The following is a 26,301-nucleotide window of genomic DNA, read 5'->3' as shown; positions in this document are numbered from 1 at the left end:
ATTAAAAATACTTTTCCAGCCTTACCAGCACTTCGTTTTTGTTATAGCTGTACAACCAATCCACATTGCTGTGATTGCGTCGGTGGCGGAAAGTGAAAGAAGGTGTCATTCCCCATATTTCAGCAGCAGGGATTTTAATGCCGGCGGTATAGATCTGCTCTGTATCCTGACGTCTGGTATCCCATGATGCTAAGTAGGCCCCAAAGCGCCGTTCCTTCAGCGTGGCAAATAGCGAACTATTAATACCGGGATAGAGTTGTCCGGCGATGCCTGCCCGAACGCCCCATTGCTGATAGCGATCCACGGGATATTGGTCATTGTCCCGATATAACCAATCGCCACCGCCAAACAGAACAAAATCTTTGCTGATGGCATGGGAGAGAGTGAGATAAGTTGAGGAAAGAGCACCATCTTTCCGACGGAGATTCTGCTGATGGCGTAGTTTTTTATGTTCAAGTTCAACATTCAGAGCGGTTTGGGGAGTGAATATCCATCGCCATTCTGTTTTGGCACCGGTGGCGTGGTAGTAGGTATCACCTGCACGTTGTTTATATTCAAACAGAGGACCAAAGGAGAAATTGTGACTTCTGCTTTTATAGCTGTATCCGCCGACCATCAGGAACGTATTTTCGTTCTCATCATGGTGATCACGATAATTTTCGCCATAAATCAGGCTGCGGCCAAAAATGCCATGATGACCAACAAGCTGGTAGCGTCGGCTTAATGTTGCATCATAAGACATGCCCCATGCTTTTATGGCTTTGGGTACGTTCCGGGACTCGAAGCATTTTTCCCCTATGTATTTCTGACAACTGGGCTCCTGATTGGGAGACATATTCACATTATCGTTATAGGCATAACCCGCCGAAAAAGAGCCGCGCCAACCATTTCTCAGTTCTATCGCTTCCAGGTAGCTGTTAATGTTTCTCAAAACGGCTTCGGGTAACTGCTTTTCTTCATTCAATCCAGCAAAGAGTTGCTTAGCTTCCCGATTCTTATGATCCTCAAAATAAACACGGGCCAGTTCCAATTTAATACGGGGAAAATCGGATTGTTGATTCAGAATCTGTTGATAATGATAGGCAGCGAGATCTAAGTCTCCCTCAAGACGTGCCAATCCGCCTTGGGCAAAATTGACCAACATAACATCATGCCCCGGCAGTTTCTGGTAAGCCGCCAGAAAGCGTTTGACGTCCGGCCACTGCTGGTGGTTAATGGCAAGGAATAAAGCCTGACCGATATCATCAATATTATTTTCAACCTGAAATGTTTGCCCATTAATCACAATCAGTGAAGCGTCATTTCCAATGAAAACAGGATCTGGTGTAATCAGATTGGTTTCATTTTTCTGTTGGTTATGTTGTGCTTCCTGCCAGATTTTTCGTGGAGTATCTTCATCGGCATAAACGGGCAGAGAGAGGCTTAGAGCCATCAGTGCCGCTGATAATATTGGCGTTGTTCTATTGTCAGACATCGGGAAACCAGACCAAAAAGCTCACGTTATTGGAAATAAATAAAAAACAGAGAACAGTGCCATTTTTGGCACTGTTCTCTGAAAAATTAATGATTACTGTTTAGAACCACCAAAAGCGGTATCTTTGGAGTGGTCACCATCAAATGTGGCATATCCAGCCAGACTGGCGGCACTATCACCAAAGAAATGACCTTGAGTTGCCCCCTTAAGATCACCGATCTTGGCGTCGCCCTCAAACTTGGCATCAGAATAGATATCAGCATCAATATTTATCGTCATCGCCGCATTTGCCAGTGAACCAACCAGCGTTTTCTCACCAAAATCTGCGGTAAATGTACCGGACAGCGCATTGTCACCGCTGTATTGGTTAATACCTGCCACCGTATAAGTTGCTGTACCGTCGGTTGGAATATTGGTGGTGACATCCTTGCCTGCATAATAAGCGGTGTGAGTGCTATCCGATGCTTTACCCGTTTGAGACCATTCACCAAAGTAAACATCTGCATTGGCAACTTTACTGAAATGGAATACCCCCATACCGCCGTGAGAGCCGGGTGCGCCTGCCATTGAGATATTATGAATACCATTGTTGTCAGCAGGTGCCATGCGAGTCAAACCGGCAAAGCCCGTGATTTGACCACCATAAACGGAACTGACACCAATACCAGGTTCACCACCTTTGCCGCCGTGTGGGCCTGAGCCGGGTTTAGTTTCACCTACCTGAATGTGTGGTGTAGTATCTATCTGACTCTGACCAAATCCAACTGCTGCCTGAGCTTGTGCCATGAATCCCAATGTGGCTAAAGCGGCGACTAATACCTTAATTTTTTTCATCATTATCCTCGTTTGGAATGGGGGATCCCTCGTTACCCAATCATAAAAACGGCCTGATTTATTGCGCGTGGAAAACGTACACCGATCAAATGATAATGTAAATGATAATTATTTCTATTTGTTTCTGTTTTTGTAGGGTTTATCAGATATTATTTTTATCTAATTTATTGAATTTTACTTATTTTCTTGTTTTTTAGGGAAATCTGAGTTATTTGCTTTTTTGTTGGAAATGTGAGGTAAGTCGATTTAATTTACAGAAGTTATTTTGTTACTAACAATACAATTATTTTTAAAATAGTTTCTTATGTAATTAAATTTATTACATTGAGCCAAATCTGTGGATGTATCACGGCCTTGATTAATCCAAAATTCGCTGTGGATGGGTATACACGGTTGCCCGTCCCGGCTTACAAAACCCGACCAACGTTAGATTGCATTTCTGTGCGACTTCAATGGCGAGCGAGGTTGCAGCAGAAACGGCAAATAAAATTTCTGAGCCACAATTAGCTGATTTTTGCACCATTTCATAACTGGCGCGGCTGGAAACCAACACAGCGCCTTGCTGCCAACCCGTTTTGGCTCGCATTCCCAGTAACTTATCCAACGCAACATGGCGGCCGACATCTTCACAACCACCAAGCAATTCCCCCTCAGGGGCAATCCAACCCGCCGCGTGGGTACAGCCAGTAAGTGAACCGATGTCTTGAACACGCGGTAATTGGGCAAGTGCAGTATCAAGGTGAGAGAGGGAAAAGGTTTGGGTGAAAGGCAGGGGTGTAATTGGGCGAAAGATCTCTGTCAGTTGCTCAGTGCCGCAGATACCGCAGCCAGTTCTTCCTGCCATATTACGTCGGCGTTCTTTTAATCTGGCAAAACGGCGGTTGGAAAGTTCAATATGCAATTCAATGCCGCCATGACTGCTGACTATCGAATCAATGCCCCGAATTTCCTGTGGAGACGCGATAATCCCTTCCGACAATGAAAACCCGATGGCGAAATAGTCGAGATCCTTCGGGCTGGTCATCATCACGACATGGGAAATACCGTTATAAACCAATGCGACAGGAACTTCTTCGGCTACCCAATCCAGCTTTGCTCTGCTTAACTGTTTGCTTTGTTTTGCGTTTTTTTGTTGCACATTGATACGGAAAGCACCGTTGATTCCTTCCATGGTTAACTCATTTTCTGACCTTGCATCATCCATTAGTGAATTCCCCGATAGATTGATTCATAATACTGTTTGTGTGGATTTATAGCAGACAGTGCCCAGAATCAAAAATGATTCATCAAATTATTACCAAATGTTGTTTTATCACCCAAGAAAATCTTGATAAGAAGCAAGTGTTAATAAGCAATGTGAGTAAGGAGATCCCCCATGTAAGTCAGCAGAAGAAAGTTCTTTAAGATCTGCGCTGGCGGTATGGCAGGTACGACGGCAGCCGCGCTGGGGTTTGTCCCAACCGCCGCGATTGCACAAACACGTAACTACAAATTGCTGCGTGCGCGTGAAACCCGAAATACCTGCACATACTGCTCTGTCGGTTGTGGATTATTGATGTACAGCCTCGGTGATGGTGCCAAAAATGCCAAATCTACGATTTTTCATATTGAAGGAGACTCGGATCATCCTGTAAACCGTGGTGCACTATGCCCTAAAGGGGCTGGTTTGGTGGATTTTATTCACAGCAAAAATCGTCTGCACTATCCGGAATATCGTGCCCCCGGCTCCAATCAATGGCAGCGAATAAGCTGGAATGAAGCCTTCAATCGCATAGCGAGATTGATGAAACAAGACCGCGATGCCAATTTCGTTAAAACCAATCAAGATGGTGTGACGGTTAACCGTTGGCTGACCACGGGCATGTTGTGTGCTTCTGCGGCCAGTAACGAAACCGGTTTTTTATCGCAGAAATTTAGTCGCGCTCTCGGCATGCTTGCCGTAGACAACCAGGCGCGTGTCTGACACGGACCAACGGTAGCAAGTCTTGCTCCAACATTTGGTCGCGGTGCGATGACCAACCACTGGGTGGATATTAAGAATGCGAACTTGATTGTCGTGATGGGCGGGAATGCTGCTGAGACACATCCTGTCGGTTTCCGTTGGGCGATGGAAGCCAAAATTCACAACAAGGCCAAACTGATTGTTATCGATCCCCGTTTTACCCGTACGGCATCCGTGGCGGATTTCTATACGCCTATCCGTTCCGGTACAGATATTGTTTTTCTATCAGGTGTGATTTTATACCTGATGACCAATGAAAAAATTAACCGTGAATATGTTGAGGCTTACACCAATGCCAGCCTGATTGTGCGGGAAGATTTCTCGTTCGATGATGGCCTGTTCAGCGGTTATGATGCTGAAAATCGTAAGTACGATAAAACGACATGGAATTATGAGTTGGATGAAAATGGTTTCGCCAAACGTGATAAAACTCTGACCCATCCACGTTGTGTCTGGAATCTGTTGAAGGTTCACGTCAGCCGTTATACTCCGGATGTCGTGACCGATATTTGTGGTACACCAAAGGCAGATTTCCTCAAGGTGTGTGAATATCTGGCTGAAACCAGTGCGAAAGATAAAACCACTTCTTTCCTGTATGCACTGGGTTGGACGCAACACTCCACTGGCGCGCAGAATATCCGCACGATGGCGATGATCCAGTTGCTGCTCGGCAATATGGGCATGGCTGGGGGTGGCATTAACGCGCTGCGCGGTCACTCCAATATTCAGGGACTGACCGATTTGGGATTACTGTCCCAGAGCCTGCCGGGCTATCTCTCCCTGCCATCGGAAAAACAGACCGATTTGCAAACCTATTTGCAGGCCAATACACCAAAAGCCACCGTTTCAGGGCAGGTTAATTATTGGGGAAATTATCCGAAGTTCTTTGTCAGCCTGATGAAGAGTTTCTATGGTGATAATGCCCGTAAAGAGAATGATTGGGGTTTTGATCTGTTGCCGAAGTGGGATAAACCTTACGATGTCCTGCAATATTTTGAAATGATGTCGAAAGGGGAAGTCAATGGCTATATCTGTCAGGGCTTCAACCCGATAGCGTCATTCCCGAACAAGAATAAAGTTGTTGCTGCGTTATCGAAACTGAAATTCTTGGTCACGGTTGATCCTCTCAGTACTGAAACCTCGTCATTCTGGCAAAATCATGGTGAATTTAACGATGTTGATCCTGCAACTATCCAGACCGAAGTCTTCCGTCTGCCATGCTGCTGTTTTGCGGAAGAAAATGGCTCGATAGTCAATTCAGCCCGCTGGCTGCAATGGCACTGGAAAGGTGCGGATGCACCAGGGGAAGCGATTGGGGATGGTGAAATTTTGTCGGGCATCTTCAAGCGATTGCGTGATCTGTATCGCGAGGAAGGTGGTGCGGCACCAGAACAAGTGTTAAGCATGACATGGGATTACTTTAATCCGGATGCTCCAACACCGGAAGAGGTGGCACAGGAAAATAACGGTCGCGCTTTGTCTGACTTGCTGGATGCTAGCGGCAATATGTTGGTGAAAAAAGGTCAGCAATTATCCTCTTTCGCCCAATTGCGTGATGATGGCACAACCGCCAGTGGTTGCTGGATTTTCGCCGGAAGCTGGACACCGGAAGGTAACCAGATGGCACGCCGCGATAATGCTGATCCATCTGGCATCGGTAATACACTGGGTTGGGCATGGGCGTGGCCATTGAATCGCCGCATTCTGTATAACCGTGCGTCTGCCGATCCACAGGGCAATCCGTGGGACCCTAAACGCCAATTGATTGCATGGGATGGCGATAAATGGAGCGGGGTGGATATTCCTGATTACAGCAATGCGGCTCCTGGAACGGATGTAGGGCCATTTATCATGCAGCCAGAAGGTATGGGACGTCTGTTTGCCATCGACAAAATGGCAGAAGGGCCGTTCCCTGAGCATTACGAACCATTTGAAACTCCGTTGGGAACCAACCCGCTGCATCCGAATGTGGTTTCCAATCCGGCTGCCCGGGTATTCAAAAGCGATTTTGAAGCAATGGGCAAGGCGGATAAGTTTCCTTATGTGGGAACCACTTACCGCCTGACCGAACATTTCCATTTCTGGACAAAACATGCGTTGCTGAACGCTATTGCTCAACCAGAGCAGTTTGTGGAAATTGGTGAACGGTTGGCGGCAGAGAAAGGCATCAAACAGGGCGATACCGTCAAAGTCAGCTCTAATCGTGGCTATATCAAGGCCAAAGCGGTAGTGACGAAACGTATTCGTACCTTGAATGTTCACGGCCGTGAAGTGGACACCATCGGTATTCCAATTCACTGGGGCTTTGAAGGCGCGGCGAAGAAAGGGTTCCTGGCGAATACACTGACGCCGTTTGTCGGTGATGCCAATACGCAAACACCGGAATTCAAAGCGTTTCTGGTTAATGTGGAAAAGGTGTAGAGGAGAAAAATCATGTCATTGCAATCTCAGGACATTATTCGTCGATCTGCCACCAATTCACTGACTCCCGCGCCTCGTGTGCGGGATCACCAGCAAGAGGTAGCAAAGCTGATCGATGTGACAACCTGTATCGGCTGTAAAGCGTGTCAGGTGGCATGTTCAGAATGGAACGACATCCGCGATGAAATTGGATACAACGTTGGTGTTTATGACAATCCTGCTGATCTGACGGCGAAATCATGGACGGTGATGCGATTTTCCGAAGTGGAGGAGAATGGCAAGCTGGAATGGTTGATCCGCAAGGATGGCTGCATGCACTGTGCTGATCCGGGTTGCTTGAAAGCCTGCCCGGCGGAAGGGGCGATTATTCAGTATGCCAATGGCATCGTTGATTTTCAGTCAGAACACTGCATTGGCTGCGGCTATTGCATTGCAGGCTGTCCATTCAATGTGCCGCGTATCAACAAAGAAGATAATCGCGTCTACAAATGTACTCTGTGTGTTGACCGTGTTGGTGTAGGGCAGGAACCGGCCTGTGTGAAAACTTGCCCAACGGGTGCGATTCATTTTGGCAGCAAACAGGATATGAAAGCACTGGCGGCAGAGCGGGTTGAGGAACTTAACGGGCGAGGCTATGAAAATGCGGGTTTGTACGATCCCGAAGGTGTAGGCGGAACTCATGTTATGTATGTGCTGCACCATGCCAACAAACCTCAGCTCTATCATGGGTTGCCGGATAATCCTGGCATCAGCCCGACTGTCACCTTTTGGAAAGGTATTTGGAAGCCATTGGCCGCGATTGGTTTTGCCGCTACTTTTGCTGCTTCTATTTTCCATTATGTGGGTATTGGGCCGAACCGAGTTTCCAAAGAAGAGGAAGAGAGCGCACTTAATGATATTGATTCGAACAATGCAAACAATGAGGAGGTGAAGAAATGAAAAAGCGTAACGATGTCATTATTCGCCACTCTCCGGTTGAACGAATCAATCATTGGGCGGTTGTGATTTGTTTCCTGTTTACTGCCATCAGCGGATTGGGATTTTTCTTTCCTTCTCTGAACTGGATGATGAATATCTTTGGTACACCACAGCTCTCACGGATACTACATCCATTTGCAGGTTCGGTGATGTTCTTCCTGTTTGTCTTTATGTTTTTCAGGTATTTCAAACATAACCTGATTGACAGGAATGACATCGAATGGGCGAAGAATATTCACAAAGTGCTGCGTAATGAAGAAGCGGGGGACACAGGGCAGTACAACCTCGGTCAGAAAGGGATTTACTGGTTAGTGAGTGTCTGCCTGTTTCTGTTGTTGCTCAGTGGAATCATTATCTGGCGCCCTTACTTTGCAGAGTATTTCCCTATTCCATTGATCCGAATTGCTTTACTGGTTCATTCACTGGCAGCGATTGGTCTGATCCTGACTATTATTATTCATGCCTATGCTGCGTTTTGGGTGAAGGGATCAGTGCGGGCAATGGTAGAAGGTTGGGTAACACGTGGCTGGGCGAAAAAACATCATCCTCGCTGGTATCGTGAAATTGTGAAACAAGAACGGCAAAAAGAGAAAAAATAAATTTGAGGCAGGGTATTTTGTGTATCCTGCCTTGTTTCTGCCGTTCTTGTTTCCTTGGTTATTGTCACAATTGATAAGCTTTGCTTTGTGTCTACAATATGGCCACAATGTTTATTATTTGTACATCTAATGGGAGCAATTGTATGGTTGATACCGTAGTGAGAGCCAGAGTGTCCTCAGCTTCTAAAGAAGCAGCTATGGCGAATGCCAAAGCCTTAGGACTCGATTTGTCTACTGTGATCCGTATGCTTGTTAATAGACTGGCTGTTGAAGGGCAACTTCCTGATGGATTTCTTCAGCCAAATAGCGAAACACTACAAGCTACTCGTGATTTGGAAAATGGTAAGGGAGTTCACCGAGTCAATACAATTGATGAGTTAAAACATGAGCTAGGTTGGTAGATCATGCTGACAATTGTTTACCAGAGTCGGTTTAAAAAGGATGCTAAAAAGTATGCCAACAACAAAAAAGCGCAAGGGATTATCCTCGAAACTCTTGCGCTTTTACAGACAGGCCAGCCATTACCTTCGAAATATAAAGAGCACCGACTGATTGGTAACCATATTGGTTACTTGGAGTGTCATGGTGCCCCAGATTTACTCTTGATTTACTAACGCACTGACACGGAATTGATCGTGTATCGCGTTGGGAACCATGCTGATTTATTCAAATAGCCGTTAGCGAAGAAAACCGGGATTATTCTCCTCCTTCGGTTTTATTGACTGAGACTTTTATTGGTTGAATAGTGCCTTTAACCGCTTATTAGCCTGCTGTTTATCAAAAGGCTCTAACGATTCACTTGGCGACAAGCCCACAAACTCTAATTGTTCAGCTTCATCTTCCGTCAGTACTTTTTGTTTTCTTAGTTTGAGTAAATAATTCCAACTCCAAATGCCACCAGAATCTTCTGCCGGACACATACCGTTACCTGCGGTTATTTCAGGCTGGATAATATCTTTTGGCAGCACTTTCTCTACTGTTATCTGATGGAGCCAATCATCACCAAAGTCGTATTGGTAGCTGAGTTCGTCTCCAATTTCATCCAGAAATACGCCGATACATGTTTGGTCATAATGTTCTTCCGGGATATCGATCCCTGAAATATTAAACCTGAATAAATGCTCGTTTTCCCAGCCCATGACATTTTGTATTACATCATGAAATTCAATCAGCGTGAGCTGATTGCTGACACGGATTCGGCGCCATACGGCCGGGCTGGCATCAAGTAAACTCACTTTGAGAACCAATCCTTGCGGCAGGATCTCCTCATCTTGTTCCAAGTAAAAATATTCAAAACTGAGCTCAGCTAAAGTGTCAAATAAAGCAAATCTCTTGCGATTTAACGCGGGATCTCTGAGGGTATAGGCCAAATCTAAATATTGATTTACCAAATGTGGTGCTGGTGATGGCAGCCTATATTGCTCGATTGCGGCGGAATAAGTCAGTCGCCCAGCAAACAGCTCCCGATTTGCATAGTAATAGAGCTTTAATAAATCTTTGGGCTGTTTCGCCTCTGATAAGTATTCTTCTGGCGCTAACCAGCTCAGGATTAATGGTGAACCCATGGTAGTGCCAAGGCGGTGCCGCTCTTGTCGTTTTGGATCAGCTTGATAGCCCAGCTTCTGGCTCCAATGCTCAAGTTCAAACTCTTCTGGCTGTGTCCATTCGAAGGGAAGTCGTGACAACCAATAAAGTGAGTAAAGCTCAATAGGTGTTTTTTTATTTAGCTGAACTGAAAGTATCCACGGTAAAATTTGTTGTAGCCAGTCAGGAGAAACGGGGACAAAGTCAATATGAGCGTCATGAGTGTTCAATTCTTTAATCAGTTCGAGGATGGTTAGGTCAGGATCACTATTCAATAAGCTCTCGCGGATACCAGATTTAAAATCCAGCATCATATTCATTTGGTATTCTTGACCATCCAGTTTGATTGTCATGATCATGTTGGCGCAGTCATTTCCATCAACATGGGTGGCGTATAATTCATGTATCTCAGCGGGTTCCCGAACGGTATGATGTGCCATCGCTCTTTTTTTCCAGCGCTTAAAACAAGAGTGAATGGAAGGATGGCGGTTAAATCGGGTACACAGATTGACAAGTTGCAGATAGGATAAGTTTTTCCATGCAGAGGAAGGGCAATCGTCCAACGCTTGCGCACTGGCAAGGGCTATCGGTTCCTCAAAGTACTGGGTCAACAGAAGCAGGGCATCTATGCCCCACGGATACCGGGCCACTTCTGAAAATAGATGGCTTAGGCCATCATGGGGAATCACGGAAAAACCGCTTTCAAAAAATTCGAGGAACTCAAGGCCGGACTCAATTCTGACTTGCTCAAATAGTTGGCTTAAATTGGGGGGAGGTGAAGGAAAGGTGGCAATGTTAGTGTCATCAGCATATTTCGGGGTACCCAATAGTTGGGCGATGTCAGTTTTGATATGAAACTGATGTCTTTTCAAGCTCGATAGACATAACAGCACGCATTCACCGTTAAGCTCGAAATTTTCATTGGCATAAACCAAAATTTGCTCAATGATCTCTTCAATCTGCTGTTTGTCTTCAACAGGCAATTTGTTTGTTGTTAATGCAAGTTCCGCTACTGCAACGTTAACCCAATTGCTAATGCTGTCCCCCATCTTGGTCATCATCTCTTCAGGTAGGGTCAGCACCAGGCTGAGTAATAAGAAAACGTTCTCAGGATCGGAAAACCACAGCATTTGTTTTTGGTTTAAGGTTTGCTGTTTTTCGGGGGTATGGGCGTATTTTTCTATTGCAGATAGCAATTTCTCAGGTGTAAGTTTCATCATTAATCTCTTCAATTATCGATAGTTTAACCAAGAAGAGCGCTCATTATCATGCTATCAAATCCACCCTTCCCTCTTTATGACTAAAAATAGCCTAACAATAGTCTAATCTGAATTTTTGCAAGGTCAGTAAACTTGTGTTGAAATTTATCCAGTCTATATTCCAACTTGCTGTTTTATAGGATGCAATTTGAAATCCCTTGGGTATATGGTAATGCTATTCTGCTGTCCGGCAAGGTAAGATGGCTGGGTATTTATGTATCAATATAACGGGCATATCAACATAACAGGAAAGGTTAAGATAATGAGTATTCGCATTGTTCCTAAAGAGCAGTTGACCAAAGAGCGAGTGAATGAAAGATCTGTTGGCTTTATTCCCCCATTGTTGTTTACCAACCTGAAAAAATTGTACCAACAGCGCGCCAAGCGGCTGAAAACGTTGGCAACAGAAAGTAATCCATTTGCAAATTATCTGAACTTTGTGGCGGAAATTGCACAAGCCCAGCAAAAGGCATTGTATGACAACCCGCTGGATGTAGAATTGAACGAGTTGCTTCGTTATTCTTCCCAACAAGAGGGTTTTGTCCCTCTGGATTGCAAAACGTTGCGGCGTACTCAGCACTGGCAAAATATCCTGCATTCCTTGATTGCGGAATTACAACCTACTGTACCCGAACATGTGAAACCTGTCCTCGAAAATCTGGCAAAAAATTCAGCACAAGAATTAGAAGAGATGGCGAGTGCGTTGCTCAATAGCGAGTTCAGCAAAGTCAGTGCTGATCAGGCGGTGTTTGTCTGGGCTGCGTTATCTGTGTATTGGACACAAATGGCCAGTTTAATCCCCGGTAAGGCACAGGCGGAATATGGAGAACATCGCCAATTTTGTCCGGTATGCGGCAGTATGCCGGTGGTCAGTGTGGTGCAAATCGGTACTAGTCAGGGGTTGCGTTATTTGCATTGCAATCTGTGTGAAAGCGAATGGCATGTTGTTCGAATCAAATGCAGTAACTGTGAACAAACCAGAGACCTGAATTATTGGTCATTGGAGAGTGAGAAAGCGGCAATTAAGGTGGAAAGTTGTGGTGATTGTGGCAGTTATCTCAAAATTCTGTATCAGGAAAAAGATCCGAATGTAGATGCTGTGGCAGATGATCTGGCGTCGTTGATTCTGGATGCCAAAATGGAAGAAGAAGGTTTTGCCCGCAGTAGCCTGAACCCTTTTCTGTTTCCCAACGAATAAAGGGAATGGGGGGCGAGATGACACAAGTAATAAATTCGTTGTACCGTCAGTTACCATCCATTGACAAATTGTTGCGGCAGCCGGAAATCACCTTGCTGATTGCATCTCATGGGCAGACGCAAGTGGTGGATATATTGCGGGAAATGCAGGAACAGGCACGATTCAATATTCGTGAGCATCAAGCCTTGCCAGAATGGAGTGATGACTGGGCAGAATCATTGCACCGAAGATTGGACTGGGGCAAGACATCAGCATTGAAGCCAGTATTTAACCTGAGCGGAACAGTGCTCCATACCAATCTGGGGCGCGCATTGTTGGCTGAAACAGCAATTGATGCCGTGACACAGGCCATGCGCTCGTCGGTTACATTGGAATACTCCCTTGATGGTGCCAGCCGGGGGCATCGTGATCGCGCACTGGCCGATTTACTCTGTACATTAACTGGTGCGGAAGATGCCTGCATCGTTAACAATAATGCTGCTGCGGTTTTACTGGTGCTGGCAACAGTGGCGCAAGGAAAAGAGGTTATCGTTTCCCGTGGTGAATTGGTTGAGATTGGCGGAGCTTTCCGTATTCCTGACGTTATGGTGCAAGCGGGTTGCCGTTTAGTAGAAGTGGGGACAACGAACCGGACGCATTTGAAAGATTATCAGCGGGCGATCAATCCTGATACCGGTATGCTGATGAAGGTGCATACCAGTAATTACAGTATTGAGGGCTTCACGGCTGAAGTGTCGGGAGGGGAGCTGGCGAAATTGGGCATGGTATCCCAAATACCAACTGCTATCGATCTTGACAGTGGTTCCATGATAGATATGACACAATATGGTTTACCCACAGAGCCGATGCCTCAGGATTATCTGAATCACGGCATCGATCTGGTGACTTTCTCCGGCGATAAATTACTAGGTGGCCCACAAGCCGGCATTATTGTGGGCAAAAAACGGTGGATAGAGGCTATCCAGCAGCATCCCCTGAAGCGTGCCTTACGGGCAGACAAAATGACGCTGGCTGCACTGGAAGCAACTTTGCGCCTTTATCAACATCCAGAGCAACTTCGCCAGAAATTACCGACTTTACGTTTGTTGACCCGTCCGCAAGGCGAAATCCGTGATATGGCGCAACAGCTACTTCTCCAAATGCAGGCATATTACAGCGAAAAACTCATTGTTCGTGATGAACCTTGCTATTCCCAAATTGGCAGTGGTTCCTTGCCTGTGGATCGATTGCCCAGTTGGGCGCTGACTTTTACTGCCGTTGATGGACGTGGCAGCACATTGGAAAAATTAGCTCACCAATGGCGCAATTTGGAAAAACCAGTGATTGGACGCCTGTATGATGGTCGGTTATGGCTGGATCTACGTTGTCTGGAAGATGGAAGTGAATTATTACGGGCATTGTTGTTATAGAAATTTGTTATAGAAATTGTTGTTATGGAAATTGTTGCTATAAAAAATAGGTTCGATAACTATGATTTTTGCCACTGCGGGACATGTTGATCACGGTAAAACGACACTAATTCAAGCAATCACGGGCGTTGATACGACCCATTTACCGGAAGAGAAAAAACGCGGGATGACTATCGATCTCGGTTATGCCTACTGGCCGCAACCAGATGGATCTTCGGTGGGGTTTGTCGATGTACCGGGACATGAAAAATTCCTGTCCAATATGTTGGCGGGGATTGGTGGCATCGATCATATCCTGTTAGTTGTGGCTTGTGATGATGGTGTGATGGCTCAGACGCGGGAACATTTGGCTATTTTGCGTTTAATCGGGCGACCTGCCATCACGATTGTGCTGACTAAAGCGGATAGTGTCGAACAAGCACGAATTGAGGAAGTCCGGCAACAGGCTGTGCAATTATTGGTATCACAAGGTTGGCAATCAGCGCCTCTGTTTGTAACGGCAGCGATTACGGAGGATGGCATTATTCCATTGCGGGATCATTTGCTGTCTATTCATCAGATTAATTCTGTCCATCAATTTTGCCCCCCTTCTTCTTTGCAAAATTTGCAGCATGAAAAATTGAAGCAACGCTTCCGTTTGGCTATCGATCGTGTTTTTACCGTTAAAGGGGCAGGATTGGTTGTCACTGGGACAGCGTTGGCGGGAAGTATCGATGTCGGTGAAACTTTATGGCTGACTGGCAGTGAGCAAGCCGTGAGAATACGTGGTCTGCATGCCCAGAATCAACCTGCCCAGAGCGCTAAAGCGGGACAGCGTACTGCATTGAATATCGTCGGCGATATCAGCAAAGAACAAATTTCCCGTGGCGACTGGTTGTTATTGCAGAAACCGTTATTGCAGAAATCGACATCACAAGGCCTATTGCTTGCTGCTGAAAAAGTGCTGGTGGAAATTGAAGCTGATGTACCACTGCAACACTGGCAATCTCTCCATATCCACCATGCTGCCAGCCATATCACCGGACGAATTTCTATACTGAATTCGCTGACTGATGCGCCAATATTGGCTGAACTGACGCTGGATCGCCCGTTGTGGCTGGTAGAAAATGATCGCTTGATATTGCGTGATATCAGTGCCAAGAGAACGCTGGCAGGAGCGAGGGTCATTAGCTTAAATTCCCCACGCAGGGGTAAGCGTCGGCCTGAATTTCTTGGTTGGTTATCCCAACTGGCTCGAATGCACAGCCATGTGGAAATCCTCACCTTATATTTAACCCGTGGTGCATTGTCACTCAGCCATTTTGCTTGGTCACGTCAGTTGACAGAAAACCAGCTCAATAGCTTGCTGGCCGAGATGAAGGTGATTATTGCGGGTGATTGGGCACTATCGCAGCACCATGCTGCGTTGGCAGAACAAAAATTATTGCAGGCTATGGCGGGATACCATGAAAAACACCCTGATCAACTGGGAGTAGGCAAAGCACGTTTGAAACGAATGGCTCTGCCAACACTGGATGACATGCTGGCTTATAAATTAATCAACCAGCTAATAGATCAAAAATTACTAAAACAAACAAATGGCTGGATACATTCGCCTGAGCATGGATTGATGTTTACCGCGGAGCAGGAGTGCCTGTGGTTAAACGTAGAACCACATTTTAAAGCGGAAGTGTGGTGGGTACGCGATTTGGCAACGGAAATGGGGGAAGATGACGAAACTATGCGTAGCCTTTTGCGAAAAGCTGCGCAATTAGGGCTGATCATCGCTATTGTGTCTGATCGTTATTACCATCGTCAGTGCATTCAGCAGTTTGCTGATTTAATCCGTCGCTATTGTCAGGATAAGGGAGGCATAACGGCAATAGAATTTCGGGATGAGTTGGGGATTGGCCGGAAATTAGCGATCCAAATACTGGAATACTTTGATCGCATGGGATTTACCCGCAGGAAAGCGGATTTGCATGTTTTGCGGGATGAGGGCATTTTTTAGCGCTTGGTTTTAAACCTGTTCGATATCTGTTTTCAATAGCTTCAGCAGTTGAACTCCTTTGAATTCATACTGTCTTCACTGAGCGAATCTGCGGCATTTTATTTGCGGTATATTTGATAACTTGTGCTATTTTTCAAAGAGTTGTCAAACTAAACTCATGTGTGGAATTCAATAGAGTATGAAAAAAAAGATAATCTCGAAGATTTATCTGGGATTGCTGTTGATTGCTTCCTTGATATTAGTGTTTGAAAAGGGCGGAGATATTTATCCTGCACTGGTTTCTGTCGGCGTATTTGGCGTCATTTTTGGTCTGGCTTTTTTAGTTTCAGCGCGCTGGTTATTTTCGGCAGTGTTAACTGGAACATTGTTTATCATCCTCAAATTTCTCAACCAGATAAAAGTTCATTACTACAAAGAGCAATTACTGTTTTCTGATTTAAATGTCATGTTGGATCCTTCAAATCAGGAGACTTTACACTATTATTGGCTGGCAGGTATCGCTGTAGTAGCTATGCTTATCTGGTTGATATTAAACATGATATTGAGTTGGAAATCGGCACCTTCTGCACGTGGGATCAAATGGCGACTCGCCAGTATCGCTTCGATGGTAGTGAGTATCGGGAGTATCAATCTGACGGTTAATGCTTACTATACTGAATGGCAAAGTGAATTACCGAAGGGACGGGGGACGATGACCAATATGGTGATGTCTGCCTCGGATTCGCAATATCAGCCTCCGAAATTTGGTTCATCTGCTGATTATTTCTTACAACAGGCGAAAAAAGTGATGTTGCCTGAACCCCAGTCAGATGTTAAACCCGATGTCGTTGTATTGTTACAGGAATCCACCGTTAATCCCCATATTTATCAGTTACCCGCCAATGTGCATTTGCCAGATCTTTATATGTTCCAGCGTGATGCAGGTGTCAGTAGCCAAAGTCCACTCAGGGTACAGACCTTTGGAGGAGGAACATGGTTATCTGAATTCTCCGTTTTAACCGGATTGAATACAGAGGACTTTGAACCCAATAAAAATTCAGTGTTTTACACTGTCGTTGATCATCTTAAAAACAGCTTGTTCCGCGTAATGAAAAACAATGGTTATTACACAGTTGTTCTGACACCATTTAATAAGTCTGCTTATCATGCGGGACATGCTTACAAAACGCTGGGTGTTGATCGGATTATTCAACCGCAAGAGCTGGGCTATCCGGCAGACATGGAAGAAAATTTATGGAAAATCTCGACACAAGATATGTTGTCTTATGTGAAAGCCATCTTGGCTAAGGAAACAAATAAGCCGATTTTTATTTTTTCTCTGACAATGTATGAACATGGCCCTTATGAAGAGAGCCATAATGATGATTATGGTTTGGCTGGCAACGTTGAGCCTTCAACAGTGGTAGGTAAGTTTAGTCATTATATGGAAAAAATTGTGGCTTCTGATCCGGCCATCAAGGATTTCAGTGAATTCGTTGCCCATCGCGACAAACCTACCGTTTTCCTCTATTTTGGTGATCATCAACCGAACCTCCACTTTGAGCACTATAATTCTCCGCTACGTGATCCCGCACATGTAACTCAATTTACCCTGAGGGATAACCTGAAACAGGGAGCGTCAATAACAACGGGTCAATTGACCGATATCTCCTTTCTTGGCGGAATGATTCTGGAGCGTGCTCGTTTGCCTGTCCCTGTGTTTTACCGAGCCAATATGATCATGCGTCATTTGTGTGATGGTGCGCTGGATGATTGTCAGGACAATGCGCTGGTAGAGAGTTATAAGCATTATATTTACCAGCAGTTGGAGGCGGCATCAGTTGGAACCAGTAAATAAGACATAACTTTCGCTGTTTTCCCTTGTTTTCATTGTTACTTTTCTCTACTACCCCTTCTGTCGATGATGTTGTTTGACAGAAGGGATGTTGAAGAGATGCGTCACAGATATATGGCTACGATATGGGCGTCATTTGTGAAGCCATCCAATTTTTGAAGAGGAATGATTTCAGTCTTGCATCCCACTGATTCCGCTATATGTCTGATATCTTCATAAGAGTGGATTATTTCCCGGGATTCATAAAAATAAGCCTTGCCGTTAATAATGACTTTTACTGTCATGGCTGCTTCCCAATCGGTATCACTCCATGTCGGTGGACTGTTTTTATTTTTTTCCAATGAATTGAAACCTCCGATGTATTGATGCCGATGTGATATAATCAATTGTTTTATTAGATATTTAATGAATATGTAAGTGATGTTTTTGCTATTAATATATTTTATAAAAACTAAAGTGATATTTTCATTTAATAACAATATATTGGTCTTTTATTAATCTATAGATGTTGTTTTTTGTACAGAGATGTCATTTTTTAATGGCAGAGTGTAGGTAATTAACTGGAAATGATGAGCGGATTTTAGGCTGGATCACTCTCTTCAAGAGAAGGGATGTGTGATTTATAAATAGTCAGATGTATTAATTATTTTTAAGTTTTTAATTAATGTCGATATTTTGAGGAGAATTAAAATCTAGTCCATAAATATCACCACGACACAAAATTTCACTGAACTCAATGATATCATTTTGGTTATTCAGACTTATTTGGTGAATTTGTAGCAATGGCGAGCTTTCAGCAATATTGAGTAATATCGCCAGATCCGCAGGGCAGGAAATGGCTTTGATTTTGTGATTCACGTTGGTGAGGTGGATATCTTGTTCCTCCCAATGTGCATACAGGGAACCTTCCAACAGCTCAGGATGAGGCAGATAGTGCCGGGGAATATAGGTATTTTCAAGGGAAACCGGTGTACCGTTGGCAAGGCGAATACGACGTAGCTCAGCGATCGGCTCACCTGTGTTAACCGACAGTTTTTTCGCAATTTCTTCCGGTGCGGGAATGATATTCCTCGATAGCCAGTAATTGGATACCGTTCCTCCCTCTTTAATAATCTGAGAGGTGAAACCAACGGCTTGATTAAGTGAAGAACATCCCGGTTTGGCAACCTGAGTACCAATACCTTGCTGGCGTATGATGACCCCTTTTTCTTCCAGAATCTGCATTGCCTTACTGACGGTTACTCGAGATATATTGAGAAGCTCAGCTAATCGGCGTTCTGGTGGTAAAAACTCACCAACATTCAATAATCGATTTTCAAGTGCCATTTCAATGGCTTTTTGCAGTTGTATATAACGAGGACTATTGCTTTTCTTTTCAAGTTGTTTGTATACCCAGTCAACAAAGTGATTCAGCATTTTTTTAACCCCTGTTATTTGATGGCCTAAGTGTACATTAGCCTGTACAGCAAGGTATAGAGTGTATTGGAATTAGATTGGCATCACATAATGACGAAATTGGACTTTTATTGGCCTTAATTGATAGATAAAGTATAAATCCTGCTTATATAAGAAGTCGGGGGTTGGAAGCTTTTTCTGGAGCTTTTTTCTGAAACTACCTGATCTATTTGCAGGAGCTGTATATCCAATATGTTTCGAATGACATCCAACAGAGCTGTAGCTCGGAAGATGAAGGGTATACAGAAACGTTATGTGTTCTTCAATCTTGGGGTTTATGTCTGACATCGGCTCTGGCGTGGCGTGGTAGAGCAGACGTCCTGCTGCCAGTTGTGCTTGAAGAAACATCGGCTTAATTGACTTCTTTTGCTGGGTTAATCAAGCCGGAACGTAGTGCTCCGGTCATGGCGCTATTTTTTTTGGTACTCCGGTAAAGTGTGTGATTTGCGCCAACCTAGGGAAAGAGAACCATTGTAGCCATGACCAGAGTCATTTTTCAGGACGTTATCCGATATTTTCATATTCCCTGCTGAGGTAAATGGTATAAGTTAGTGAAGTTCAACTCAGATAGGGTTTTTCGCCTTGTGTCTTAGGTTTGATCTTAAGACAGTGATGGAAAACATAATGGGTACACAACAAAAGCGTCATCGGTTCTGGAAGGTAGAACGCACTGGTATAGATATTGTCCCTCCTTCAGAACGCACAGGTTCACCTCTGGATCTATTCTGGGTTTGGTCAGCCGCTAATATTGGCATCCTCGGCATTGTTTACGGTGCCATTATCGTTTCTTTTAAACTCTCTTTTCTGCAATCTGTACTCGCGGCACTGATTGGCCTTTCCAGCTTCGCGTTGGTTGGCTATATCAGTTTCAGTGGCAAATTGGGAAGAACCACCACGCTCACCCTCTCCCGGACTATTTTTGGTATTAAGGGAAATATTGCGCCGACGGTGATTTTCTGGTTCATCTCTATGGGATGGGAATCCATCAATATTGTTACCGGTACTTTGACGCTTTCTGCACTATTTCAGGCTTGCGGACTCAGTGAAAGTACACTTTTGACTGTAATTAGCATGGTATTGTTTGCTGGGCTGTCAATTGGTGTCACTTTATTGGGAAAAGAGATGGTCATCACCATGCAACGGTGGGTTACCAAAATTTTCGGCATAATGACGCTCGTTGTCGTGTTCTATATTCTGTTCACGACAGAATGGGAAGCTGTATTAACCATGCCATTAGGCAGTTGGATAACGGGTTTCCTGCCCGCTGTTTCGGTAGTTGCTGCCGGTAGTGGTATTGCGTGGGCAGCAACGAGCGCTGATTATAGTCGCTATCAAAATGACAATTCCTCCAAAGTAAAAATTTTTACGGCGGTAACCGCAGGCGGAATGATCCCCCTGGTATTGCTATTGTTTGCAGGGATCCTGCTCTCCGTTCAATTGCCTGACCTTCCTAAATCAGAGAATCCGATTGCTCATATTGGCTCTATCTTGCCGGATTGGATGGTGATTCCTTATTTAATGACGGCAATTGCGGGGATAGTCACAATGGCAGTCATGAGTCTCTATTCTGCCAGTTTAAATTTGTTGACATTGGGAATAAAAATTAAACGAGTCCATGCTGTTACCATTGATTCCGTTATTGTGCTGACCGTTGCGATTTATACTCTTTTTGTTACTGGTGATTTCATGGGGCCGTTTGTCGCATTCTTGATATTCTGCGGTGTGTTTTTGGCATCGTGGGAAGCGGTATTCTTACTTGATTACATCGTGATCCGCCGCAAGCAGGGGTATTGTACGGATAAGTTATTTAACTATATTGGCTCGAATGGTGGCATTCAATGGATCCCCATCTCATGCTGGCTGTTGGGAGCATTGGCTGGTGTTCTGGTGACGCAAAATGACTTTATAAGTGGCCCGTGGGCAGTGGGAATTTTTGCCAATTCCAGCCTTGGGTTATTCCTGTCATTTTTCGTCAGTCTTATCTGTTATGGTCTGTATTTAATGCTGAATAGGTACAAAAAATGAAGGAGCCTCTATTACCTGTTGTTGTGTTGGGATCGGCGACAGGGGATATTGTTCTCAGATTACCCGAACCATTTCATGATGGTGAATATTGGGAAGCTGAGGAAGTTGATCGGCAAGTCGGTGGCTGTGCATTTAATGTGGCGTGTGCACTGTGCCGTCTTCAAGCGCCAGTTATCAATGGCATATTTGTAGGTAATGGTGCTTGGGGTAAATGTGTCGCAACAGAAATGGAAGACCTTGGGTTGAAGGTAACCCTGCGTCATCCCACAAAAGACAATAGCTGGTGTTTTGCCATGATGCAGCCCGATGGCAAACGCGTTTATGTCTCCGTTCCTGGTTGTGACGACAATTGGCATAAAAATATATTAGCGACGATCCCTCTTCCTGAGCAGGGATATCTCTATACCAGCGGCTATGAACTAGCCAATCTAAAAGCAGGAGATTTGCGTGAATGGCTGCTGGCTTCTCCGGCAGAGCTGACTTTGGTATTGGATTTTGGCCCTCGCTTGCTTGATATAGACCCTGAATTTATTCGAGCATTACCTGTGGAAAGAACAATACTCAGCTTAAATAAAGATGAGATTGCCTTACTGTGTGGTACGGGGGATTCAATGACACAGGCCAGCCGTTATGCTAATGAACATGGTTTCACGATTATTGCTCGGGTAGGCATTGAAGGGGCATGGATATGCCAGCCCAATTGCGAACCAGAATATGTTCCTGCTTATAAGGTCAAGGCTGAGGATCGCATTGGCGCAGGTGATGCACATTGTGGTGGAATGTTGGCGGGATTATCGCAGGGCATGTCTTTACGCGATGCCGTAGATCTCGGAAACCGTGTTGCCGCTGTTGTTGTCAGCCGCCCTGGTGCCAATGGTGCGCCGACCACGGATGAACTGGCAGATTTCAGTTTTGGTTAAGTAGTCTGAAAACTGATCAATAAAAAGATCTACGTCGACAAAAAAACCTACGCAACATTTCAGTTGTGTAGGTTTTTTTCAAGGGTTATACCAAGCAGCAGGCTCTTTATTGAGAACGTGAGGTGGTGATGCGATAAGTGCAGCGTCGGTGTCCACTGAGGATATATTCGGTTCTTTCCACATTGGCTTGCAGAACCTCCCTAAATAGTTTCAGCTCTGTCCGACAAAATCCCTGACACATTTTAGCGGCAGCACAAATTGGGCAATGATTTTCGAAAAATAGAATAGCGCCATTTTCTTCAACAGAATAATGAGCCATATAGCCTTCTCGACAGCGAATTGAAACCAGACGCTCAACCTTTTCCTGTAACTCGGTAGCTCCTTCCATTGCTTTTTTATAGTTGGAAAAAGCCTCTTGTTCGCGGGCGCTGATAATCAAATCCATGGCAGTTTCACCCAATTGACTACGAATAATCGAGATCAGTTGTGTTGTTAGCTCTGCATGGGTATCAGGAAATTTGGCATGGCCTTTCTCTGTGATATGCCAAAGTTGTATTGGACGCCCAACTCCCCTTGTTTCCGATTTTGCTTCAACTAATCCCTCTTTAGCCAGTTTCACAAATTGCTGGCGGGCGGCTTCTCCCGTTGTTCCCAATAATTTGCCGGCATCAGAGGCTTGTAAGGCACCTTGAGTTTTCAGCAGCATTAATAGCTTCTCACTCACTGTTTGCCCTACGATTACATCATTTTCCAAGTAAGTGCTTGACATATTATTGATTCCGACATTAATTTATTCCAAGTTTTATCTTGTTTAATTTAACGTAAGACTTTCCGCAACTCAACCTATGTTCAGGATAACAATCATGATGATGAATGGAGAAAGCCGCTGGAGGGATCTGTTTTCCAGCAAAAATGCGCCGAGTGCGATAGCACTTTCACTGGGCGTGGGATTGATGGCAGCCAATACCTTAATTGCGATTACCATTCTGCCTTCTGTCGTAAATGATATTGGAGGATTGAACCTCTACGCCTGGAATACGACGTTATTTGTCGTGGCATCAATTGTTGGCTCTGTTCTCTCTACAAGATTGTTGAGTTTATCGGGTGCAAGGAATGCTTATCTGGTTGCATCGCTGATCTTTTTCATCGGTAGTTTAATTTGTACCCTTGCACCGATGATGTCCGTTATGTTGATTGGCAGAACCGTTCAAGGACTTGGTGGCGGGTTTCTGTTTGCACTTTCCTATGCGATGGTTAATCTCGTATTTTCTCAATCACTTTGGCCTCGAGCCATCGCGCTGATCTCGGGAATGTGGGGGGTAGCAACTTTGATCGGGCCAGCTATTGGTGGGATTTTTGCTGAAATAAACGCATGGCGTTACGCTTTTGGCATTATGCTCCCAATTACCCTGTGTTATGCCGTATTCACCTACCTGATTTTACCTAAAACATCGGCGCAGAATAAAACCAAAACAGCATTGCCCATCGTGCAATTGATCCTGTTATCAGCCGCAGTGCTGGCGGTTTCCTCAGGCAGTTTGTCACAGGATGTTCGGTTTAACATTATCGGTATTGTCGCAGCTGTTCTATTGATCGCTTTGTTGGTCATTCATGAACGCCGGGCTTCAGCAAGATTATTGCCTGAAAATGCCCTGAGTTTGCGTTCTCCTCATCTGATTCTATTCACTACCATTTCTCTATTGGTGATTGGTTTGGCGGGGGATGTTTTTATTCCCTATTTTCTGCAAATTCTGCATGGGCAATCCCCCTTAGCTTCTGGCTATATGGTTGCTTCCGCAGCAGTGGGTTGGACAATAGGAGAAATGCTCAGTGCTAGCTGGCAAGGAGCAAAGATGCGGTTTGCAATTGTCAGCGGCCCGATTTTTATGTTAGCCGGTATGTTGCTGCTACTTGTATTATTGCCATCTCGATCGGCAGGTGAATGGCAGATAATATTGCCGCTAATTTTAGGATTAGGATTGTTTGGCTTCGGGGTTGGATTCGGCTGGCCTCATCTTTTGACCCGCATTTTGCAGGTTTCCAGTGATGCAGATAAAAACATCTCTGCTTCATCCATTACTACCGTGCAGTTATTTGCCTCTGCATTTGGTTCTGCATTGGGTGGTATGGTCGTTAATTTATTTGGGTTTTATCAGCCTGGTGGAGTAGTAGCAGCCGCATCTTCCTCTTATTGGTTATTTTTACTCTTCTCCATTGCACCAATATTGGCATTATTAACAGCATACAAATCAGCTCAAATTAAAGTGGATAATTAATCTCTCGCACTTTAAACATCCTGAACGTAACGACCTGCTGACAATTCCACATCCTAAACAGGAAATCAAAACGGGATTGCTCAGGAAAATACAGAAACAAGTGGGGCTGTAAGCCCCCTTATCTGCACTAATCAAATTTTTCAAAGTTATGGAGGTTACGTGTTATATCCTATTGCGATTGAAATTGGTGATGAAAATCATGCTTATGGTGTGGTTGTTCCCGATATATCAGGTTGTTTCTCTGCTGGTGACTCAATGGAAGACGCAGTAAAAAATGCCAAGGAAGCTATCACAGGGCATTTAGAGTTATTGGCTGAAATGAACCAATTCCCCCTGAAGCAAAATCATTGGATTATTGGATCAAAGATGACGAGTACGGAGGGTGGGCGTGGGCTGTAGTTGAAGTTGATGTTGAGCCGTATTTAGGTAAATCGACAAAATTCAATGTCACTCTGCCTGATTTATTATCGAAGAAAATCGATGATCAGGTTAAAGCGAGTCCAAACTTATACAAGAACCGTAGCCGCTTTTTACAGGTGGCTGCTTTGCATGAATTACAAAATAGTATTCAGCAATAAATACCATTAACCAGCCTCATATACTCTTTAATGAGGCTGAACAAATGGGAGATTTTGTCAACACTGATACGTGAAATAGAAACAGGGCTACAGACGCCCTGTTTCAAATACCAATTAGTATGGTATTTTTGCTTTCTTAAACTATAACTATCCATCTTTACCTCGATGCCCATCATGCCCACCGTTTTCACCGCCTTTACCACCCTCTCCGCCTTTACCACCTGGAGAATTATTGCCATTTCCACCGTTACCACCAGGTGCACCGTTGCCTCCATTAGCATTAACACCCTCATCACCTCTTTTACTAGCTCCTTTATTATTACTAATGAGTATATAAGGTGATATCGTTTGTTGTTTTTCTAATAATATTTACCAATCTTTTCATTAATACAGTGGTAGTTTTTCGTATAAATTGATTATGTTCACTAACATGGTCATTCAGGCGGTTATTGAAATGAAATCCCCCGACGCTAGCAGTGCGGGGCAGGCTTAAGTCCACTCCAGAGAGCCATCTTCAAGTACCCAGACAGCACCTCCCGGACAAGCTTCATCAAAGAACCAAAATTGTTCAATTAACTCTTCTTCAGTTTTGGGAAAAACAGAATAAAAAGACTGTAATTGCTCGTTAGTTGTGCCTTCTAAAAACTTACCGTGCTTAGCTAATCTTAGCTTTCCTTCTGTTAAAAGCTTTTCTAAAAACCAAAAGAAGAGTCTTTTCCTTTCTTTAAAGGAAAAATCTCCAGAAGTTACACGCTTAGATGGAAGCATATCTGGAGCTATATAAGCCCATAACCCATCTAGTGCTTGGGTTTCAGCATGTTCAACAACCATCTTATACTCAGCATCAGTTACCATTTTCATTACCTAAATTTTATCTCAGCATTTCTACCAAGACCATTTTCTACTTGACGTAATACAGGGCTATTTCTAATTTGTATTGTCCAGCGTGCTCCAGTTTGTTTAACCGAACTTGAAACATTTCTAAGCGTTATGAGAGTGCCATCATTCAATTTTGCTGTATAGATACCATCTTTAATCTTTGTTAAAGGCTGTCCGGCTAACTGTTTTGCATAACGATATATTTGCCTATCTGTTAATTTTTGGCTTTCAAAAACCTTTGTTGTATAACGATTTCCACCGCTTCCTTGCCTAATAATTTTTCCATCAATCATCAAATCTCGTGACGGGTCATTTTTATCAAAAATCCTTCGCAATTCCTCAAATCGATTTTTCTGTTGTTGTCTAACCGCTTTGTGCTTCTGAGCGTTCTTACTACCTTGTGGTTCCCATCCTCCCGGCGTACCAGAACTAGCACCACCTAATTTAGCTTTTTGATCTGCTGTTAATCCCTTCCCGATATTTGGCTTAACTGATTTACCCGGAGCGTATTTCTCCTGTAAGCGATTCAGGTAACGTTGGGTAATTTCATCATTCCCTACCATCAAAAGTGTAATCAGATGATCGA

General features: G+C 44.4%; 23 protein-coding genes and 1 pseudogene. 14 read left to right on the top strand and 10 right to left on the bottom strand.

All coding sequences use genetic code 11. The features are described from left to right. Position 1: 1 nt before the first annotated feature. The 3 genes from BM135_RS07915 to fdhD all read right to left on the bottom strand — a co-directional run bounded on the left by BM135_RS07915 (position 2) and on the right by fdhD (position 3,512). Positions 2-1,474 carry a porin family protein gene (locus BM135_RS07915; RefSeq protein ID WP_092519226.1) on the bottom strand — a complete coding sequence of 491 codons (1,473 nt, stop codon included), beginning with the start codon at positions 1,472-1,474 and terminating at the stop codon, positions 2-4. A gap of 93 nt (positions 1,475-1,567) precedes the next feature. Then, a complete protein-coding gene (locus tag BM135_RS07910) occupies positions 1,568-2,311 on the bottom strand; it encodes a Slam-dependent surface lipoprotein (protein ID WP_245737329.1) in 744 nt (247 codons plus the stop codon). A 355-nt stretch (positions 2,312-2,666) separates the two neighbouring features. Next, positions 2,667-3,512: a formate dehydrogenase accessory sulfurtransferase FdhD gene (gene fdhD, locus BM135_RS07905; RefSeq protein ID WP_092519224.1), complete on the bottom strand. Its 846-nt coding sequence runs from the start codon at positions 3,510-3,512 to the stop codon at positions 2,667-2,669. A gap of 216 nt (positions 3,513-3,728) precedes the next feature. Here fdhD and fdnG point away from each other — a divergent pair, with 216 nt between their 5' ends. The 5 genes from fdnG to BM135_RS07875 all read left to right on the top strand — a co-directional run bounded on the left by fdnG (position 3,729) and on the right by BM135_RS07875 (position 8,922). Continuing rightward, positions 3,729-6,731, top strand: a complete 3,003-nt coding sequence (gene fdnG, locus BM135_RS07895) for a formate dehydrogenase-N subunit alpha (RefSeq protein ID WP_245737328.1) — start codon at positions 3,729-3,731, stop codon at positions 6,729-6,731. 12 nt (positions 6,732-6,743) lie between these two features. Further along, complete coding sequence (fdxH, locus tag BM135_RS07890) at positions 6,744-7,670, top strand: formate dehydrogenase subunit beta (protein WP_092519221.1); 927 nt, start codon at positions 6,744-6,746, stop codon at positions 7,668-7,670. Then, a complete protein-coding gene (gene fdoI, locus BM135_RS07885) occupies positions 7,667-8,308 on the top strand; it encodes a formate dehydrogenase cytochrome b556 subunit (protein ID WP_092519220.1) in 642 nt (213 codons plus the stop codon). Before fdxH ends, fdoI begins: the two co-directional genes overlap by 4 nt. Before the next feature lie 143 nt (positions 8,309-8,451). After that, positions 8,452-8,709 (top strand): type II toxin-antitoxin system RelB/DinJ family antitoxin, encoded by a 258-nt coding sequence (locus BM135_RS07880; RefSeq protein ID WP_092519219.1) that lies wholly within the window; start codon positions 8,452-8,454, stop codon positions 8,707-8,709. A gap of 3 nt (positions 8,710-8,712) precedes the next feature. Further along, positions 8,713-8,922, top strand: coding sequence for a type II toxin-antitoxin system RelE/ParE family toxin (locus BM135_RS07875; protein ID WP_092519218.1), 210 nt, complete (start codon positions 8,713-8,715; stop codon positions 8,920-8,922). Between the two features lie 117 nt (positions 8,923-9,039). Here BM135_RS07875 and BM135_RS07870 read toward each other — a convergent pair whose 3' ends face one another. After that, complete coding sequence (locus tag BM135_RS07870) at positions 9,040-11,112, bottom strand: plasmid pRiA4b ORF-3 family protein (RefSeq protein ID WP_245737327.1); 2,073 nt, start codon at positions 11,110-11,112, stop codon at positions 9,040-9,042. Between the two features lie 301 nt (positions 11,113-11,413). On the opposite strand from BM135_RS07870, the gene fdhE reads away from it, so the two are divergent. The 4 genes from fdhE to BM135_RS07850 all read left to right on the top strand — a co-directional run bounded on the left by fdhE (position 11,414) and on the right by BM135_RS07850 (position 17,585). Further along, complete coding sequence (gene fdhE, locus BM135_RS07865) at positions 11,414-12,349, top strand: formate dehydrogenase accessory protein FdhE (RefSeq protein WP_092519216.1); 936 nt, start codon at positions 11,414-11,416, stop codon at positions 12,347-12,349. Positions 12,350-12,366: 17 nt separating this feature from the next. Then, positions 12,367-13,758: an L-seryl-tRNA(Sec) selenium transferase gene (selA, locus tag BM135_RS07860; protein ID WP_092519215.1), complete on the top strand. Its 1,392-nt coding sequence runs from the start codon at positions 12,367-12,369 to the stop codon at positions 13,756-13,758. Between the two features lie 61 nt (positions 13,759-13,819). Beyond that, positions 13,820-15,748, top strand: coding sequence for a selenocysteine-specific translation elongation factor (gene selB, locus BM135_RS07855; protein ID WP_092519214.1), 1,929 nt, complete (start codon positions 13,820-13,822; stop codon positions 15,746-15,748). Positions 15,749-15,926: 178 nt separating this feature from the next. Beyond that, positions 15,927-17,585: a sulfatase-like hydrolase/transferase gene (locus BM135_RS07850; RefSeq protein ID WP_092519213.1), complete on the top strand. Its 1,659-nt coding sequence runs from the start codon at positions 15,927-15,929 to the stop codon at positions 17,583-17,585. 101 nt (positions 17,586-17,686) lie between these two features. Here BM135_RS07850 and BM135_RS16580 read toward each other — a convergent pair whose 3' ends face one another. Beyond that, positions 17,687-17,923 (bottom strand): hypothetical protein, encoded by a 237-nt coding sequence (locus tag BM135_RS16580; RefSeq protein ID WP_139204087.1) that lies wholly within the window; start codon positions 17,921-17,923, stop codon positions 17,687-17,689. A 316-nt stretch (positions 17,924-18,239) separates the two neighbouring features. Further along, positions 18,240-18,998 carry a GntR family transcriptional regulator gene (locus tag BM135_RS07840; RefSeq protein ID WP_092519211.1) on the bottom strand — a complete coding sequence of 253 codons (759 nt, stop codon included), beginning with the start codon at positions 18,996-18,998 and terminating at the stop codon, positions 18,240-18,242. Between the two features lie 663 nt (positions 18,999-19,661). Between BM135_RS07840 and BM135_RS07830 the strand changes: the two genes are divergently transcribed. Both BM135_RS07830 and BM135_RS07825 read left to right on the top strand, forming a co-directional pair. Further along, positions 19,662-21,062, top strand: coding sequence for a purine-cytosine permease family protein (locus tag BM135_RS07830; RefSeq protein ID WP_092519209.1), 1,401 nt, complete (start codon positions 19,662-19,664; stop codon positions 21,060-21,062). Beyond that, a complete protein-coding gene (locus BM135_RS07825) occupies positions 21,059-21,982 on the top strand; it encodes a PfkB family carbohydrate kinase (protein WP_092519208.1) in 924 nt (307 codons plus the stop codon). Before BM135_RS07830 ends, BM135_RS07825 begins: the two co-directional genes overlap by 4 nt. A gap of 106 nt (positions 21,983-22,088) precedes the next feature. On the opposite strand, the gene BM135_RS07820 is transcribed toward BM135_RS07825, so the two are convergent. Beyond that, complete coding sequence (locus BM135_RS07820) at positions 22,089-22,751, bottom strand: helix-turn-helix transcriptional regulator (RefSeq protein ID WP_092519207.1); 663 nt, start codon at positions 22,749-22,751, stop codon at positions 22,089-22,091. A gap of 94 nt (positions 22,752-22,845) precedes the next feature. On the opposite strand from BM135_RS07820, the gene BM135_RS07815 reads away from it, so the two are divergent. From BM135_RS07815 to BM135_RS07805, 3 genes and pseudogenes are all read left to right on the top strand, one after another. After that, positions 22,846-24,258, top strand: a complete 1,413-nt coding sequence (locus tag BM135_RS07815; RefSeq protein ID WP_092519206.1) for an MFS transporter — start codon at positions 22,846-22,848, stop codon at positions 24,256-24,258. After that, complete coding sequence (locus tag BM135_RS17665) at positions 24,251-24,370, top strand: type II toxin-antitoxin system HicA family toxin (protein ID WP_092519263.1); 120 nt, start codon at positions 24,251-24,253, stop codon at positions 24,368-24,370. The genes BM135_RS07815 and BM135_RS17665 overlap by 8 nt, the downstream gene beginning before the upstream one ends. A gap of 47 nt (positions 24,371-24,417) precedes the next feature. Then, positions 24,418-24,836: pseudogene (locus tag BM135_RS07805) on the top strand (type II toxin-antitoxin system HicB family antitoxin). Here the strand turns inward: BM135_RS07805 and BM135_RS07800 are convergent. The 3 genes from BM135_RS07800 to BM135_RS17345 form a co-directional block, all read right to left on the bottom strand. Next, a complete protein-coding gene (locus BM135_RS07800; protein ID WP_092519205.1) occupies positions 24,827-25,117 on the bottom strand; it encodes a hypothetical protein in 291 nt (96 codons plus the stop codon). The pseudogene BM135_RS07805 and the gene BM135_RS07800 overlap by 10 nt on opposite strands. A 208-nt stretch (positions 25,118-25,325) precedes the next feature. Continuing rightward, a complete protein-coding gene (locus tag BM135_RS07795; RefSeq protein WP_092519204.1) occupies positions 25,326-25,691 on the bottom strand; it encodes a DUF596 domain-containing protein in 366 nt (121 codons plus the stop codon). A gap of 5 nt (positions 25,692-25,696) precedes the next feature. Beyond that, a partial coding sequence (locus tag BM135_RS17345) for a hypothetical protein (protein WP_245737326.1) occupies positions 25,697-26,301 on the bottom strand: 605 nt, incomplete at its 5' end.

This window comes from Xenorhabdus japonica (genome assembly GCF_900115195.1).
GTDB lineage: Bacteria > Pseudomonadota > Gammaproteobacteria > Enterobacterales > Enterobacteriaceae > Xenorhabdus > Xenorhabdus japonica.
The sequence above is the reverse complement of the archived record's forward strand: the minus strand, read 5'-3'. Positions and strand labels throughout refer to the sequence as shown.